At 71.4% G+C, this 16,371-nt stretch carries 15 protein-coding genes; 5 read left to right on the top strand and 10 right to left on the bottom strand.

What is annotated here, in order from left to right:
* Nucleotides 1-31 precede the first annotated feature (31 nt).
* The gene (locus tag ACIPC1_RS04980; protein ID WP_402513250.1) at nt 32-1,951 is read left to right on the top strand and encodes an AMP-dependent synthetase/ligase; all 1,920 of its coding nucleotides are present in this window, start codon (nt 32-34) and stop codon (nt 1,949-1,951) included.
* Nucleotides 1,952-2,022: 71 nt separating this feature from the next.
* Here the strand turns inward: ACIPC1_RS04980 and ACIPC1_RS04975 are convergent, their stop codons facing one another.
* Entirely contained in the window at nt 2,023-2,433 is a 411-nt protein-coding gene (locus tag ACIPC1_RS04975) for a rodlin (protein ID WP_402513249.1), read from the bottom strand.
* 200 nt (nt 2,434-2,633) lie between these two features.
* Nucleotides 2,634-3,047 (bottom strand): rodlin, encoded by a 414-nt coding sequence (locus tag ACIPC1_RS04970; RefSeq protein ID WP_384373646.1) that lies wholly within the window; start codon nt 3,045-3,047, stop codon nt 2,634-2,636.
* Between the two features lie 255 nt (nt 3,048-3,302).
* Between ACIPC1_RS04970 and ACIPC1_RS04965 the strand changes: the two genes are divergently transcribed.
* From ACIPC1_RS04965 to ACIPC1_RS04955, 3 genes are all read left to right on the top strand, one after another.
* Nucleotides 3,303-3,719, top strand: a complete 417-nt coding sequence (locus tag ACIPC1_RS04965; RefSeq protein WP_402513246.1) for a rodlin — start codon at nt 3,303-3,305, stop codon at nt 3,717-3,719.
* 356 nt (nt 3,720-4,075) lie between these two features.
* A complete protein-coding gene (locus tag ACIPC1_RS04960) occupies nt 4,076-4,267 on the top strand; it encodes a chaplin (RefSeq protein WP_365436816.1) in 192 nt (63 codons plus the stop codon).
* 129 nt (nt 4,268-4,396) lie between these two features.
* Nucleotides 4,397-5,242: a chaplin gene (locus ACIPC1_RS04955; RefSeq protein ID WP_402513244.1), complete on the top strand. Its 846-nt coding sequence runs from the start codon at nt 4,397-4,399 to the stop codon at nt 5,240-5,242.
* Between the two features lie 112 nt (nt 5,243-5,354).
* Here the strand turns inward: ACIPC1_RS04955 and ACIPC1_RS04950 are convergent, their stop codons facing one another.
* Nucleotides 5,355-6,602, bottom strand: coding sequence for an NAD(P)/FAD-dependent oxidoreductase (locus ACIPC1_RS04950; RefSeq protein ID WP_402513243.1), 1,248 nt, complete (start codon nt 6,600-6,602; stop codon nt 5,355-5,357).
* A complete protein-coding gene (locus ACIPC1_RS04945; protein WP_402513241.1) occupies nt 6,602-7,870 on the bottom strand; it encodes an ATP-grasp domain-containing protein in 1,269 nt (422 codons plus the stop codon). Before ACIPC1_RS04945 ends, ACIPC1_RS04950 begins: the two co-directional genes overlap by 1 nt.
* A 181-nt stretch (nt 7,871-8,051) precedes the next feature.
* Here ACIPC1_RS04945 and ACIPC1_RS04940 point away from each other — a divergent pair, with 181 nt between their 5' ends.
* On the top strand, nt 8,052-9,347 hold the full coding sequence (locus ACIPC1_RS04940; protein ID WP_402513239.1) for a glycoside hydrolase family 26 protein: 1,296 nt from the start codon (nt 8,052-8,054) through the stop codon (nt 9,345-9,347).
* 31 nt (nt 9,348-9,378) lie between these two features.
* On the opposite strand, the gene ACIPC1_RS04935 is transcribed toward ACIPC1_RS04940, so the two are convergent.
* The 6 genes from ACIPC1_RS04935 to ACIPC1_RS04910 are packed head-to-tail and all read right to left on the bottom strand — an operon-like array spanning nt 9,379 to nt 16,356.
* Nucleotides 9,379-10,509, bottom strand: a complete 1,131-nt coding sequence (locus ACIPC1_RS04935) for a GNAT family N-acetyltransferase (RefSeq protein WP_402513237.1) — start codon at nt 10,507-10,509, stop codon at nt 9,379-9,381.
* On the bottom strand, nt 10,506-11,162 hold the full coding sequence (locus ACIPC1_RS04930; RefSeq protein ID WP_402513235.1) for a lipopolysaccharide biosynthesis protein: 657 nt from the start codon (nt 11,160-11,162) through the stop codon (nt 10,506-10,508). Before ACIPC1_RS04930 ends, ACIPC1_RS04935 begins: the two co-directional genes overlap by 4 nt.
* Before the next feature lie 17 nt (nt 11,163-11,179).
* Nucleotides 11,180-12,292 (bottom strand): glycosyltransferase, encoded by a 1,113-nt coding sequence (locus tag ACIPC1_RS04925; protein WP_402513233.1) that lies wholly within the window; start codon nt 12,290-12,292, stop codon nt 11,180-11,182.
* The gene (locus ACIPC1_RS04920) at nt 12,292-13,047 is read right to left on the bottom strand and encodes a polysaccharide deacetylase family protein (RefSeq protein WP_402513232.1); all 756 of its coding nucleotides are present in this window, start codon (nt 13,045-13,047) and stop codon (nt 12,292-12,294) included. The genes ACIPC1_RS04925 and ACIPC1_RS04920 overlap by 1 nt, the downstream gene beginning before the upstream one ends.
* A complete protein-coding gene (locus ACIPC1_RS04915; RefSeq protein ID WP_402513230.1) occupies nt 13,031-15,067 on the bottom strand; it encodes a lipid II flippase MurJ in 2,037 nt (678 codons plus the stop codon). The genes ACIPC1_RS04920 and ACIPC1_RS04915 overlap by 17 nt, the downstream gene beginning before the upstream one ends.
* A complete protein-coding gene (locus ACIPC1_RS04910; protein WP_402513420.1) occupies nt 14,974-16,356 on the bottom strand; it encodes an O-antigen ligase family protein in 1,383 nt (460 codons plus the stop codon). The genes ACIPC1_RS04915 and ACIPC1_RS04910 overlap by 94 nt, the downstream gene beginning before the upstream one ends.
* Between the last annotated feature and the right edge of the window lie 15 nt (nt 16,357-16,371).

The following is a 16,371-nucleotide window of genomic DNA, read 5'->3' as shown; positions in this document are numbered from 1 at the left end:
CCCGTTCAGCACCCTGCGACCGGGAGCCGTGATGGGCGTACGCAAGGACCTGAAGCGGGCGAGGAAGCACACCGGTCCCGCGTCCCGCACCGAGGTGGAGCTGACCAGGGACTCGACCGGCACCGTCCGGGAGGCCCGCACCCCACGCCTGGCCCCGGCCCCCACCACCGGCAGCACCGCCGACCTGCCCTTCACCAACGCGGCCGAGTTCCCGGGAGCCGTCGTCCTGCGCCGCCAGGAACACGGCACCTGGCAGCCGGTCACCGCGGCGTCCTTCGCCCGCGAAGTCACCGCCACCGCAAAGGGGTTGATCGCTGCCGGGCTCGAACCGGGCGGCCGGGTCGCGCTGATGTCCCGTACGCGCCACGAGTGGACGGTCCTCGACTTCGCCATCTGGGCGGCGGGCGGCCAGAGCGTCCCCGTCTACGCGACCTCGTCCGCCGAGCAAGTGGAGTGGATCGTCAGGGACTCGGGCGCCCGTTTCGTGATCGTCGAGACCCCGGAGAACGCGGACACCGTGGCCACCGCCACGACCCGGCACCCCGAACCCCCGCGCGTCTGGCAGCTGGACGCGCACGCCATGGCCGAACTCGCCACCCTGGGCCAGGACATCACCGACGCGGAGGTGGACAAGCGCCGCGCCGCCCTCACCCCGGACACCATCGCCACCCTCTGCTACACCTCCGGAACCACCGGCCGGCCCAAGGGCTGCGTCCTCACCCACGCCAACCTGCACGCCGAGGCCGCCAACACGGTCGAGCTGCTGCACCCCGTCTTCGAGGAGGTCACCGGGCAGACCGCCTCGACCCTGCTCTTCCTCCCACTCGCCCACATCATGGGCCGCACCCTTCAGATCGCCTGCCTGATGGCCCGCATCGAGGTGGGCCACTGCCCGAGCATCAAGCCCGCCGAACTCCGCCCCGCCCTAAGGGAGTTCAGGCCGACCTTCCTGGTCGGCGTCCCCTACCTCTTCGAGAAGATCCACCACACCGGCCGCGCGACCGCCGAGAAGATCGGCCGCGGCGCCTCCTTCGACCGCGCCGACCGCATCGGCGTCCGCTTCGGCGAGGCGTACCTGAACAAGTTCCTGGGGACCGGCAAGGGACCAGGCCCTGGCCTGTACGCCGCCTGGGCGCTCTACGACCTGCTGGTCTACCGCCGCATCCGCAAGGAACTCGGCGGCCGGGCCCGCTACGCCATCAGCGGCGGTTCCCCGCTCGATCGCGACCTCAACCTCTTCTTCCTCGCCGCCGGAATCATCGTCTACGAGGGCTACGGCCTCACCGAGACCACGGCCGCGGCGACGATCGTCCCGCCGCTGCGCCCCCGCCCGGGCACCGTCGGCCTCCCGGTCCCCGGCACCGCCGTCCGCATCGCCGACGACGGCGAGGTCCTCGTCAGGGGCGGCGTCGTCTTCGGCGCCTACTGGAACAACCCGGTGGCCACGGACGCGGTCCTGCGGGACGACTGGTTCGCCACCGGCGACCTCGGCGCCCTCGACGACGACGGCTACCTCACCCTCACCGGCCGCAAGAAGGACCTCCTCGTCACCTCCGGCGGCAAGAACGTCTCACCCGCCGTCCTGGAGGACCGGCTGCGCAGCCGCTCGCCCGTCGGCCAGTGCGTCGTCGTCGGCGACAACCGCCCCTACGTCGCCGCCCTGATCACCCTGGACCCCGAGTCCGTCACCCACTGGCTCGCCGTACGTGACCTGCCCGCCGACACCCCGCTGTCCGAGCTCGCGGCCGACCCCCGGATGCGCGCCGACGTCCAGAAGGCAGTCGACCACGCGAACCAGGCGGTCTCGCGCGCCGAGTCCATCCGCCGCTTCACCCTGGTGGCAGGCGAGTTCACCGAGGACAACGGACTGCTCACCCCGTCCCTGAAGGTCAGGCGCCACGCGGTGACGGCGGCTTACGCGGACGAGATCGAGGCGCTCTACCGGACCTGAGACCCTCCGGCGGGCATGAGAACAGCGGGCCACTCCGAAGAGTGACCCGCTGTCCATGGTGCCGAGAGTGATCAGCTGTGGCTGGCGCCGTTGCCGGACAGGACCGGGATGTTGTCCAGGATGTGCGAGAGCGGCTCGTCGCCCTTGGCCTGGGTGGAGTTCTCGGTGCACTGCTGGTTCTGCGGGGCCGAGAGGATCGGCACGTCCTGGAGGACGGTGACCGGCACCAGGCCGACGAGCGAGGCCAGGTTGGCCTTGGCCGGCAGGCCGACACACGGCTTGTTCAGGGAGCCCTGCACGAGCGCGAGCTGGGGGCTCATGTCGCCGTGCGTGGACTGGTTGCCGTAACTCTGGACGGCAGCGTTGCCGTTGGTGGTGGTGACACCCTCGTCGTTGCCGATGGCGAGGGCCTGGGGCGCGGCGGTGGCCGAGATTCCGGCGACGGAGGCGGCGATGGCGGCGGTTGCCCACAGCTTCTTCATGTTCGTTCGTTCCCTTCGGAGAGTGGACTCCGTTTGTGGAGCCGCGTGGTGATCAACAGTGCGGTGGACGGCGTGGTTGCGCGGTGTGCCCCATTTGGCCCACAGGGGTTCCGCAGGACCGGAGCTGACGCGTCGCCGTTGATGGTGAGAGGAGCCGCGGGCCGCTCGAAGAGCGTCCCGCGGCCCGCGATGCTGAGTGATCAGCTGCGGTCGGCGCCGTTGCCGGACAGGACCGGGATGTTGTCCAGGATGTGCGAGAGCGGCTCGTCGCCCTTGGCCTGGGTGGAGTTCTCGGTGCACTGCTGGTTCTGCGGGGCCGAGAGGATCGGCACGTCCTGGAGGACGGTGACCGGCACCAGGCCGACGAGCGAGGCCAGGTTGGCCTTGACCGGCAGGCCGATGCAGGGCTTGTTCAGGGAGCCCTGGACGAGCGCCATCTGCGGGCTCATCTTCCCGTAGGTCTCCTGGTTGCCGTAGATCTGCTGGGCAGCGTTGCCGTTGGTGGTGGTGACACCCTCGTCGTTGCCGATCGCCAGCGCCTGGGGCGCGGCGGCAGCCGAGATACCGGCGACGGAAGCGGCGACCGCCGCGGCAGCCATAACCTTCTTGATCACTTGCATGGTCCCTTCTGGAGTAACCCCGTCCACCGGAGCGCTCTGGACAACTGCGCCCGGGCCGCATAGTTGCTGCGATTCACCCCAATGGCCCATTTGCGAAAGCCGTTGGTACGGAGCACGCGCGCGAGCTTTTCCGTGAATTCCGGGGAGCTGAACGGGCCAATCGGGTGACCTTGAGAAACCATTCGCCCAGCCCACAGTTGAGGCGGAGCAGGCACATGTGTGTCTCGGCCACGAAAGGAAACCGGAGAAATGTTCAAGAAGGCAATGGCCACGGCTGCGGTCGCCGTTTCAGTCGTCGGTGTCTCGGCGGCTTCCGCCCCCCAGGCGCTTGCCATCGGGAACGACGAGGGCGTCACCACCATGAACGGCAACGGCGCCGAGCAGTCTTACGGCAACGCCAAGACGAAGGGAGAGAAGAGCCCCCACCTCTCACTGGCACAGGGCTCCCTGAACAAGCTCTGCGTCGGCCTGCCGGTCAAGGCCAACCTGGCCTCGATCGTCGGCGTCCTGGTGCCGGTCACCGTCCTCCAGGACGTGCCGATCCTCTCGGCCCCGCAGAACCAGCAGTGCACCGAGAACTCCACCCAGGCCAAGGGCGACGAGCCGCTCTCGCACATCCTGGACAACATCCCGGTCCTGTCCGGCAACGGCGCCAGCCACAGCTGATCCGTCGCCCCCCCCGTAGTGGCTTGGGCCGCCCGTCGTGTTCACGCGCGGGCCGCCCGGGCTCTTCCGTAATTCTTTCCGTTGAGTGAAGTGTTCGGCCGAAGTCTTTTGTCGAAGTGCCTCTTCCCTTGTGAAGCTTCCGTATTGACGCGACACAGGGCGATTCGAGTGAATTCCCAAACGGCTTACTTCGCGTAGTTTCTTCGGCCGTCTTTCCCTCGTTTACAGCCTGTAGGTCATGGTGCGAGCCGTTCATGCTGTGCTCGCTCGGTTTCGGCCGTCATAGGGGCATGACCGTAGAGAAGGGAAAGCACGTGAAGCTCAAGAAGAGCGCTGCCATCGTCGCGGGCGCGATCATGGCCCTGGGACTCGCCTCCCCCGCGTTCGCGGACGCCGGAGCCGAGGGTGCGGCCGTCGGTTCGCCGGGTGTCCTTTCGGGCAACGTGGTCCAGGTTCCCGTCCACGTTCCTGTCAACGTGTGCGGCAATTCGATCGACGTCATCGGCCTGCTGAACCCCGCGTTCGGCAACACCTGCGTCAACGACTGACGCAGACAGCGCAGCAGCCACATCGGCTGGGTCACAGCCGGCCTTGGAACGCCTTTCGGTTCCAGGGCCGGCTTTCCTCACTTCATCGAGCAGGAAGGCAAGAGATTGCGACAGACCCTGAGTAGGGGAATGGTCGTGGCCGCGGCCACGACGGGCATCCTGTCCCTGTACGGCACCCCCGCCTTCGCCGACTCGCACGCGAACGGAAGCGCCCAGGACTCGCCCGGCGCAGGGTCGGGCAACAACCTCCAGCTTCCGGTGAACGTACCGGTGAACGCCTGTGGCAACACCGTCGACGTGATCGGCGCGCTCAACCCGGCGTTCGGGAACTCCTGTGCCAACGGCTCCGGTTCGGGTTCCCACGGTTCCCACGGTTCCCACGGCTCCTCCGGCCGTGACGACTCGTCGGGCTACGGTTCCGGCCACTCGGGCGGCTATGGCGGTGACCAGGGTGGTGGCTCCGGCTCCGCTGCTTACGGCGAGACGCACGGTTCGCCCGGCGTCCTGTCGGGCAACAGCGTCCAGGCCCCGGTGGACGTGCCGGTGAACGCGTGCGGCAACACGGTGGACGTGGTCGGTGTGGGCAACCCCGCCTTCGGCAACGACTGCGGCAACGGCCCCGCGGGCTACGGCGACACCCCGCCGACCACGCCCCCGACGACGCCTCCCACCACCCCGCCCACGACACCCCCGACGACGCCCCCCAGGACGCCGCCGACCCTCCCACCCACCAAGCCGCCGACGACGCCTCCCACGACGCCGCCGACGACACCCCCCACCACCCCGCCCACGGCCCCTCCCCCTACCGTTCCCCCTACCGTTCCCGGCACCCCGCCTGGAACTCCCTCCGGGCCCCCGCCCGCCCTGCCGCACACCGGCAGTGAGGGACTGCTCGCGACCTCGGCCGCCAGCGCCGCCCTCCTCGCGGGCGGAACCGTCCTGTACCGACGAGGCCGAGCCGCGTCCCGTCGCTAGGTTCTGTCGTCACATTCCCGTCGTCGCCCGGAGGCAGACGGGAATGTGACGACAGGGTCCAGCACGCCCCTCGGGTGCCGGACGCGTCACGCGCCCGGCACCCGGGCGCGCGTCACCGCCGAGCCGGGTCCGGTGCCTCGCGCCGCCGCTGGGGTACCGGCACAGGCATCGTGCGCAGCCGCCGCCGTACCCCTCGTACGAGTGTCTCGGCCGTGAACGCGGCGCCGTGCACGAAGCGCATCGCGGGGCCGAAGCCGGCCGCCGTCACCAGGCCCGCCATGAAGAGGCCGGGCACCGAGGACTCGAAGTCCCGGCCGACCTCGGGGGAACCGTCGGCCACCGCGGCCAGGTCCCCGCGCAACTCGTCGGAGAGCAGGCCGAGCCGTTCGCGGGTCGCCCTGAACCCCGTGGCGGCGATGACGTGTTCGGTCTCCAGGGAGGTCAGCTCACCGCCGCCGCCCACCGTCTCCAGGCGTACGCCGCCGCCGGTCGGGTAGGCCGCCGCGACCTGGTGGCCAAGGAGCAGTTCGACGGCCGGCTCGACGCGGTCGCGTACCCACCAGGCGCCCGCCGGGCCCAGGGCCGTGGCCGCGATCCGGGCGCGGGTGGTCTCCGGGAGCCGGTGGAAGAGACCGGGGCGCTCGGCGTAGAACCAGTTGCGCCAGCCGGGGCCCAGGCCGCTGTGCGGGGTGCGGGCCGACTCCCACCACGGGCGCTCCCAGGCGGGCGGCACGTCGTTCCAGTTCAGTTGGTCGGCGCGGGCCAGGACCCGGACACGGGTGCCCTGTTCGGCGAGGATGGCCGCCGTCTCCAGCGCTGCCTGACCACCGCCGAGCACGGTGACGTCCTGGCCGCGGAAACGGTCGAGGTCGCCGTGGTGACTGCTGTGCGAGACGTACGAGGGACCGAGCTCACGCAGGGCGGCCGGTACCTCGACGAAGGGCAGGACGCCGATGGCGAGGACGACCGTGCGGGCGTGCAGGATCTCGCCGTCGTCCAGGACCGCCTCGAAGCCGCCGGTGACGGAGCTCACCCGGACCACCGTTCGCTCGTCGACCTCGGGCACCGCGTTGCGGGCGAACCACAGCCCGTACGAGGCGAACATCTCGACCGGGATGGGCTCGCCGTGCCGGGCCTGGACGCCCTGACCGGCGCAGTAGGTGTCGAGGCGCCAGCGGCCCGCGGGGTCGGAGAGGTTCGACGCCCACGGCTCCGACTTCAGGAACATGCCGCGGGGCATGTGGTCACGCCAGGACGCCATGGGCCGGCCGAGGACGCGCAGGCTCAGCCCGGTCGCGGCGGCGTGGGAGGCGACGGACAGGCCGTACGGGCCGGCTCCCACCACCAGGAGGTCGTACATCAGCAGCTACTCGCTTTCTCGTCGTCGGTCAGGGGAGCCGGGGTCGGGGTGCCCGGCTGTCGTGCGACCCGCGCCCGATCGGCGACAGGCGCCGTACGCCGTACGCGGTCCAGCAGGCGCCGGATCACATGGCGGCCCCACAGGGCCCACATCGTGAACCCGGGCGCGAGATCGTCCCGTGCGTGCCAGGCGAGCTCGCACCCGTCAGGCCGGGGGAGCAGCGCGCTGAGCGGGGCGTAGTTCTCCACCACGAACGCGCGGCCGGGAAGCGGCGCGGGGTCCGGCAGCGGACGGTGCGTCAGGTCCAGGTGCAGGGCGCGTACGACATCCAGGCCCGCCCCGTCGGCGAAGAGCCGGAACTGGGCGCCGGGGCGGGGGTTGAAGTCGAGCAGGTGGTAGCGGCCGCTCGCGCCGTCCCGGCGGAAGTCGAGGTCGAAGACGCCGCGGTAGCCCAGCGCCCCGATGAGCTGTTCGACGAGCGACTGGAGCTGCGGGTTGGGGGTCCAGCGGCCGACCGCGGTCAGCCCGGCACCGCGCGGCCAGGCGCGCTGCTTGCGGCCGGGGCCGCCTCCGTGCACCGCCCCGGACCGGTCGGCGTACCCGTGGAAGAACCAGTCGCGGTCGGGGCCCGGCGGCAGGAAGGCCTGCAACAGCAGTCGGCTGCCCGCCTCCTCGGCGCGCAGATACAGCGCCTGCGCCTCCTGCGGCGAGCGCACCACCACCGTGCTGCGCAGCCCCGACCCGGCGGGCACCAGCCAGGGGCGGCTCCACTTCGCCACCACCGGCAGCCCCAACTGCCAGGCCGCCGCGACCGCCTGCGCCGGACTGTCCGGAATCAGCGTCACCGGGTGCGGAATGCCCGCGCTCTCGCACACGGCGGCCAGTTCCGCCTTGTCCGCCACGCGTTCGGCGAGCGCGTCAGGCTGCTGCGGCAGCAGATAGGAGGGGGCGAGGTGTTCACGGCACCGGCCGACCGCGACGGCGCTCACGTCATCCATCGGGATGAGTACGGCGGGACGGGATACGCGCGCGGCCACTCGGCGCAATGCGGTGACGATTTCTCCGGTGGATGCGCCGGGCGGTGGCGGGGGATGCATCTCGCTGACAAAACGCGACCTGCGGACGGGACTTCCCGTTGAATCGGCGACGACATGCACCTCCACGCCCGCTCTGCCGAGCGAGCGTGCGGCCCCCAGCGTTCCGTGGTGAAAGGGGTTTCGGTCGATCCGTAGAAGCACGGCGGGGACGCGGGTGTCGAGAAGCGGCACGGAATTTCCTTCGGGTCGGTCACCCGTGCGGGTGATCGGCGCACACAAAGGCCGGAGCCTCGGTTGGCGGAATGGGTATTCATATGACTGAGTGTCAGTAGGCAGAAGTAGCCAGAAGGCAGATCGAGTACCGGAAGACGGAATGTGCCGTCGGAACAGCAGAGTGGAGAGAGGAGCAGGCATGGCCCCTCAGCAGCAACGGCTCCGGAGCAGACGGCTGGCGTGCGTCGCGGCCGGCATCGTCGCGTCGGTCGCCCTGGCGTCGGGTCCGGGATACGCCGTGGGCGCCGGGGTGGTGGGAGTCGACGATCCGCCGGCGCCGACACCGGCGTCGGTGACCCCGGCGACGACACCTGTGACGCCCGCACCACTCACGCCACCCGCGTCACCTACGGTGCCCGTGACTCCCACGGACACGACCGAACCGAAGCCCGCCGACAAGGCACCCGCGTTCGGCGCCTACCTGGACTACGGCGCCCGCGGTGTCGCCCGGATCGCCGAGCTCAGCAAGTGGCTGGGCGGCACCGAACTCCGCGTCGGGCACACGTATCTGCCCGGCGACCGCTGGAGCAACATCGAGGGCGCCCCCGGCTTCCTCGACGTCTGGGCGGACTGGCGGCGCGAACAGGACGACCGGATGCTCGTCCTCAACGTGCCGATGATGGAGCGCAACGAGGAGCGCGTCTCCGACGCCGAGGTCAAGGTGCTGCTGCGCCAGGCCGCCTCAGGAGCGTTCGACAAACACTTCCGCGCACTGGCCGAGCGCCTTGTCGAACTGAAGGTGCCGGACACCGTCATCGTGCTCGGCTGGGAAATGAACGGCATTACGTACACCCATCGCTGCGGTCCCGACCCGGAGGCCTGGAAGAAGTACTGGAACAGAATCGTCACCACCATGCGGGCGGTGCCGGGACAGAAATTCCGGTTCGACTTCACCCCGAATCGCGGCCGGGACGCCATCCCCTGGACGCAGTGCTATCCGGGGGACGACACGGTCGACATCATCGGTATGGATTCGTACGACCAGCCGTCGGGACTGTCATTCGACGAGCAGGTGAAAGAGCCGTACGGCCTTCAGGAGCACGTGGACTTTGCCAAATCCCATGGCAAGCCCATTTCCTATCCTGAATGGGGACTCTTCCGCAACGGTGACAATGCGGCCTACATGAAGCGCATGCTCGCGTGGATGGACGAGCACAAGCCGCTGTACAACACGGTCACCGACTACTGCCCGCACGGTGTGTGGCAGTGCGCGGACAACCCGAAGGCGTCCGAGATCTACCGCTCGGCGCTGTCCGGCCATACGGATCCCACGCCCGTTCCCACACCACCCACACCACCGACACCCGAACCGACTCCGCCGCCCAACCCGGTGAGCCCGCCCAACTGCTCGCCGGTGGACCTGAGCGACTGGGTCGAGTACTGGATCGGCGGGAAGCTCTGCCTCCGCTTCGACTGGTGGTCGCGCGACAGGTGACGCGGTCATGAGGGCGGTGGCGGCGGGTCGTTCACGGCCTGCCGCCACCGCGCTCCCTCCAGCGACGCAGGAGTTCCTTGCCCCGGCTGCGCGCGGCGACGTCGCAGACGACCGCCGACATCAGCGGCGCCGTTCGCCGCCGGGCCAGCAGCAGGCGCTGGTTGACGACGGGTTCCGGGCGCCAGTGGTGCTTGTAGGGCTCGTCACCGCGCAGCAGGCTCAGCGCCGCGCGTCCGCCCGCCTCGGTGTGCTGGGCGCAGGCGTTGAGCAGTATCACCGCGACATCCGCCTTCCGTTCGCGCAGTTGCGGATGGGCGCCGTACAGATAGCCGCCCGCCAGGCGCCGCGAGAGCAGCGTGAGGTCCACGGCCATCACGGTGTCGTCGAGCCGGAACTCGGTGACCACCGCGTCCCCCGAGCGCACCATCGGACCGACCGACCGGACCAGATGCTCGGAGAACCGCTCCTGAAGGTGTTCCGACGTCACCTTCCGTCCCTGCCACTGCAGTTGATGCAGTTCGAGCAGCCGTCGCAGCGCCGCGTCCACCTCGTCATGGCCTACGACACGCTGCTCGACCCCGAGCGCGCTGAGCTTGCGCAGCTTGGCCCGCACCCGCTGGGCCTTCGAGGAGGGGAGCCGGCCGACCAGTTCGTCCATCGAGGTGCCCGGCAGCTCCAGGCAGAGCGAGTCGCGTACCCGGCTGCGCGGCCCGCGCCAGCGCTCGAAGATCCGCTCCACCGCGCCACCGGGCCGCACCTCGCGGAAGTCGATGAGCGCGGTGCGGGCGGCCGCCGACAGCCCCTCGGTGAGCGTGGCCGCCGCCCGGTCGGCGTGCTCGTCGTCGATGAGGACGTCCCCGTAGTCGGAGATCGCCCCGCCGAGCGGTACGAGCGCGGGCAGCGGACGGCGTACCCGCATCAGCGGTGCCACCGCACGCAGTTCGCCGCTGTCATCACGCACGAGCACCAGCCGCAGTCGGCCGGGGGTGCCGTAGGAGAGCCACCAGGAGTGCAGCCAGGCGTGACTCTGGAACGGGGTGGCCGTGGCGCAACTCCGGTACAGGCGGCCCCAGGCCGGGCCCAGTTCCGCGAACTCGCGCTCGTCGGTGACGAGTTCGGCCACCAGCGTCCCGGCGGCGGCGGTCTGCAGCGTGCCGCTCACATCTGCCCGCGCACATCGGCGGCCGTGGCGGGGCTCGGCACGGAGGCCGGGCGGGCGGCGTCCACGGTGCGCCGGGGACGGACCAGCAGCACCAGACCGCCGAGCAGGCCGCCCGCGCTGGCGCCCACCAGAGCGGTCACGCCCGGCGAGGCCGAGGACGCCTCGGTGGGCTTCGTGGCGCGGGCGAACTGCTGGAGTTCGACGTTCGTCTCGGCCTTGGCGTCGTTCGCGTGCCGGGTCAGCGCGCGCGAGACGGCGTTGGCCATGTCGGCGGCGAGGTCGGGGCGCGAGGACGTCGCCGAGACGGAGACCATCGGGGCGTCCGGAGAGGTCGCGGTCTGCACGCTCTCCTGGAGGGTCTTCACCGGCACCCCGGCCCACACCTGCGCGTCGCCGAGCACGGCGAGCTGGGTGGCGACCCGGCCGTAGGCCTGGGCGAAACCGAGGGCGGCCGCCGGGTCCGACTTCTCGGTCGGTACGGCGACGACGTAACTCGTGGCCGTGTACGTCGGCGTCTTCACGACCCCGTACGCGCCGCCGAGCAGCCCGCCGAGCACGGCGCCGGCGGCGAGCAAGGACCAGGGGGGCATGGTCTTCGCGCGGGCGATGGCCGCTGCGTTCGGTCGGAGGCCTCTGGTGGGGTTTTCGATCATCAGGAACTCACTCCCAGTCAGGTGCGGGTCACAGCGGCCGCGTACACGTCCATGAGCTGTGCGGCGCTGCGGGTGATGCAGTAGTGGTGGGCGGCGTCCGGTACCGAGCGAGGCGCGGGACCCTCCTCGCGGACCTTTCTCAGGGCGCGGGCGAACGAGTCCGAGCCGCCCTGGACCCGACGGGCACCGAGGCCTGCTTGTACCGGCAGGTCCTCGACGGCCGGGCAGGACACGTACAGCACGGGCAGTCCGGCCGCCATCGCCTCGACGACGGCCAGGCCGAACGCCTCCTCGGCGCAGGGCGAGGCGAGGACGTCCATGGCCGCTATCAGCGACGGCAGATCCGCCCCGGGCAGGCCGCCGGTGGGGCGCTCGCCGGTGAACAGCACCCGGTCCGCGACCCCGGCCTCGTGCGCCGTCCGCCGCAGCACGTTCTCCTCCGCGCCGCCGCCGACGAGCAACAGCCAGTAATCGCTGGACAGTTCGGCCAGCGCGCGGAGGAGTACGTCGAACCGCTTGCCCGCCGTGAGCCTGCCGACCCCGCCGACGACATACGCGCCCTCCGGCAGCCCGAGCCGGCGCCGGGTACGCTCGCGCAGCTCCGGGGCGAAGCGGAAGCGGGCCAGGTCGATACCGTTCGGGACGACCTCGATGCGTGGTGCGGGCACGCCCCAGCGGCGCAGCCGGTCGGCGACGGTCGGCGAGACGGCGACGGTTGACCGGCCGAGCCGCTCGCTGGCCAGGTACAGCGCCCGCACCCCCGCGCTCAGCCTGCGCCCCTCCATCTGGGAGTCGCCGAGTGAGTGTTCGGTGGCGACGACGGCCCGGACTCCCGCCAGCCGGGCGGCGAGCCGGCCGTACACGCAGGCCCGGTAGAGGTGGGTGTGCACGAGGTCGTACCGGCCCGCGCGGATCAGCTTCACCAGGCGGGGGAGCGCGGCGAGGTCGCGGTTGCCCGCCATGCCGAGGTGCGTGACGCGCACACCGTCGTCGGTGAGCCCGTCGGCGACGGCGCCCGGGTTGGTGAGGGTGACGACATCACAGTCGACCGGCAGATGGCGCAGGAGCAGCCTGAGTTGCTGCTCGGCGCCGCCGACACCGAGGCCCGTGATGATGTGCAGGGCCTTCATCAGACCCCCTCGGCCGGACGCCGGCGCAGGCGGTGCAGCTTGAGCTTCAGCAGCAGGCGTACGGCGGTGTCGTTCTCGCCGATGTGGACGCGGGGGAGGGCGAGCGGGCCGGTCAGCGGGCCGGGGTCGATCGCGCAGGCGTACGTGTATCCGGCGTTCCGTACGGCGTCCACGACCCGCTGGTCGATCGTCCCGTACGGATAGCAGAAGCCCTCGACGTGAGCACCGATCAAATCCGAGAGCACTGCTCTGCTTTCGGCGACCTCGGCGTACACGAGGGCGTCGTCGGCCTGGGTGAGGTCGACGTGGGTGAGCCCGTGCGAGCCGATCTCGATGCCCACGGAGGCGGCGGCGAGCCGGATGCCCTGCTTGCTCAGCAGCGGTTTGCGGGGGCCGAGCGGATCCCAGGCGTTGTCACCGCTCAGCCGGCCGGGCAGGACGAAGAGGGTGGCGCCGCAGTCGTGGCGCTGTAGGAGCGGCAGGGCGTTGTCGACGAAGTCGGCGTACCCGTCGTCGAAGGTGAGACCGACGAGGTCGCGCCCCTTGCCCCGGGCGCGGGCCGCGAGCAGGTCGCTCATGCTCACGCCCCGCAGGCCGCGCCGCCGCAGCCAGGTCAGCTGCTGGTCGAGGCGGTCCGGGGAGACCGTGATGCGGTACGGGTCCTCGGAGGGGTCGCCCACCGAGTGGTACATGGCCACCCACGGAGCCGTCGTGTCGAGGCGTCTGGTGGCGGGTGTGTCAGCGGAAACGGGCATGCGGGAGCCTTTGTGTGAGCGAACGGAGGGCGGGTGCGAAGCCCTGGACCCCCAGGGCCCGGGCGAGCAGGGCGAAGACGACGGTCACGACTGTGCCGCCGGTGACAAGAGCGAGCAGGGGGGAGTCCACACGGCTCGCGCAGAGACCGCCCACCAAGGCGGCGACCACCGCTGCGCGCACCGGTTTGCTGATCTCGGCGAGCACCTGGCGGGTACGGATCGGCACACTGCGCGGGCCCATGCCGTACAGCAGGAATACGGCGCTGATGGTGATGCCGAGGGCGTTGGCGGCGGCGATCCCGAGCACCCCCCAGGAGCCGACGGTCAGCGCGCCGATCCAGGAGGTCGCGATGATCCCCACGGTCATCGCGAACAGCGGGTACCAGGTGGGCCGACCGCCCGAGAAGTACGAGCGGACGAGCGCGCCGACCAGCGTGTGGCCGAGCAGCCCGAGGGCGTACACGCGCATGACGGAAGCGGTGACCGCCGTGTCCTGCGCGGTGAACGCGCCCCGCTGGAACAGCAGTTGGATCATCTGGGGCGCACACGCGACGACCACCGCCGCGCCCAGGAGCACCGTGCAGGAGACCAGCACGAGATCGCGCTCCACGCGGTTGCGGGCGCGCTCTGTGTCACCCTCGGCGATCGCCTGCGCGACCACCGGGAAGGTGACGGTGCACAGCATCAGCGAGAGCACCATCGGCATCTGGGCCACTTTCTGGGCGTAGTTCAGATGCGAGATGGCGCCGGCGGGCAGCGAGGAGGCCAGGAAGCGTTCGATGAGGATCTGGGACTGGCGGCACAGGGCGAAGAGCAGCACCGTGGTGACCAGGCTCAGGTCCATCGGGCGCGCCTCCTCGGCGGTGCCCGGGCCTTCTGCCACCACCTGCTTGCGCCGGAGCTGCCGCCACAGCGAGGGCGCCTGCGCCGCCACCATCAGCCCGCTGCCCACCGCGACCCCGAGGGCCGCCGAGCGCACGCCCCAGTGGTCGCCAAGGACGAACATCGCCGTGATGATCCCGGTGTTGTACGCCACGTAGATCACCGCGGGCGCGACGAAACGCCGGTGCGCCCGCAGCACCGCGCTGCAGTACCCGGCGAAGCCGAAGCCCAGGACGCAGGTCGCTGTCAACCGGGTGCAGTCCACGGCCAGTTGGGGATCGGGCAGACCGGGTGCGAGTGCCTCGACCAGGTGGGGCGCCCCGACGATCAGCAGCGCACAGGCGGCCACGAAGGCCAGCGACAGCCGGGGCAGGGTACTGGCGACCAGCGCACGGACCGGATCGCCCGCGGCTCCCTGCGCCCGCCGGGCCACCGCCATGCTGAACGCCGGGATGAGGATGAAGGCCAGCCCGTCCTCGATCAGCAGCGTCGAGGCGAACTCCGGCACCGTCCACGCCACCAGGAACGCGTCCGTCTCCGACCCGGCCCCGAACAGATGCGCCAACGCCTGGTCCCGGCCGAGGCCGAGCAGCGCTCCCGCGATGGACAGCGCGACGGTGACAAGAGCGGCCTTGGCGAGGAAACGGCTGCCGGAGGAGGGCGGGTCATCGGCCTTCGCTGCGGTCGGGGGCGCGGTACGAGCAGCAGGGAGAGGGACGGAAGCCGCCTGCCCCCCGGAACCGCCGGCGCCACCCGCGACGACGCCGGAACCGGTTGCGGCCGGAGCTTTACTGCCGCCGGCCGCACCCGGAGCCGTGCCGGCGCCGGCCGCGCGCGCCACGGCGTTGGGATTGGTTGCGCCCGCGCCTTTGCCGCCGCTGGGAGCGCGCGTCACCGTGCTGGCGCCGGTCGTGCCCGCAGTCCTGCCCGCGTCGGCCCGGCGCGCCACCGCGCTGCGACCTGTACCGCTGACCGTAGGCCCGGTCGCGCCGTCGACCTCGCCACCCGCCCCACCCTCGGCCTCCGCCCGAGGCGGCGTCACCGTCATCGCGTCGAGGCCTTCTCCAGTGATCCCGGAGCCGCCACCGACCGAGACGGCGACCGCGCTGCCGAGGAAGCCGGATCCATCAGCGCCCACCAGCCCACGAGCCCGAAGCAGACGGCGGTCAGCACGGTCGAAGGCCCGCCGATGTCGGCGTACATGAAGTCGATCAACTGCCAGCCGAGCAGCCCGCACGCGACCAGCGCGCAGTCGAGGCCCGAGGCGGTGCCGATGTCCGACGCGGTCCGCCGGGTCCGTACGAGCCCCCGCAGCGCGCACGCCAGGAGTGCCAGCCAGCTGCCCGCGAGGGCGAGCAGTCCGATGAGCCCCTGTTCGCTGAGGACGAGGAGGTACATGTTGTGCGGGGAGAGCAGCGGCTGCTTGCGGAAGGCGGCGCCGGCGCCTGCGGTGTCGCTGCCCGAGGAGAGCGCGAGGGAGGCGTGGCCGTCTCGGTGGTCGGGGAAGCCCTTCAACCCGACGCCGGTCAGGGGGTGTTCACGCCACATGCCGGCGGCCGCCGCCCACATCGTGTACCGGTCGGTCACCGACTGGTCCGGCGCGTCGGTGACCTGCGTGATGCTGCTGATCCGCTCCTGGAGCATCGCGGAGCCGACGCCGAAGCCGCCCACGAGGATCACCACCACGGCGGCCACCACCGCGCCCACCTTCACCGCCCGCCGCAGTCCCGCGAGCACCAACTGCGCACCGCACGCCGCCGCCGTGGCGATCCACGCGCCCCGGCTGAAGGACAGCGCGAGCGGCAGCAGCAGTACCAGCGAGCACACCACGGCGGCCGTCCGCTGCCGGGCGGCGCCCGACCCGAGCGCCAGCCCCACCGCACACACCAGCCCGAACGCCACCACGGTCGCCATCCCCATGATGTCCGTGGCCCCGAAGGTCCCCACCGCCCGGATGTCCTCGCCCTGGTAGGAGGCGCCGGTCCCGGTGACGTACTGGTGCACCCCGATCGCCCCCTGCCACAGCGCGAGGCCGACGAACGACCAGGCCAGCAGCCGGAAGTCACGCCGGTCCCGCACCAGCAGCAGCACCGCCGCCGGGACCAGCACGAACACCTGGAGGTAGCGGGCGAGGCCGGTGATCCCGGCCCCGGCGCTCGCCGCACCGGCCGCCGCGACCGCGATACCGACCACGGGCAGCCCGATGACCAGCGCCGCCGTACGGGACAGGGGGCGCCGCCGGCCTCGTACGAGACGCACCGCGCAGCACAGCACGACCAGCCCGGAGACGGCGTCGGCCACCGTCGCGCCGCCCTCGCCGCCGGGCGCGACCGGCAGCCCGAGCAGGGCGATCACGGCGACGACGGGCAGCACGGGCAGCGCCCGCCCGAGGGCGGATGTCAGGGTGCCCAGGGGCGAGAGGGGCAGGACTTGGCTCACCGG

The sequence above is a fragment of the Streptomyces sp. NPDC087263 genome, assembly GCF_044744645.1.
Classification (GTDB): Bacteria; Actinomycetota; Actinomycetes; order Streptomycetales; family Streptomycetaceae; genus Streptomyces.
The sequence above is the reverse complement of the archived record's forward strand: the minus strand, read 5'-3'. Positions and strand labels throughout refer to the sequence as shown.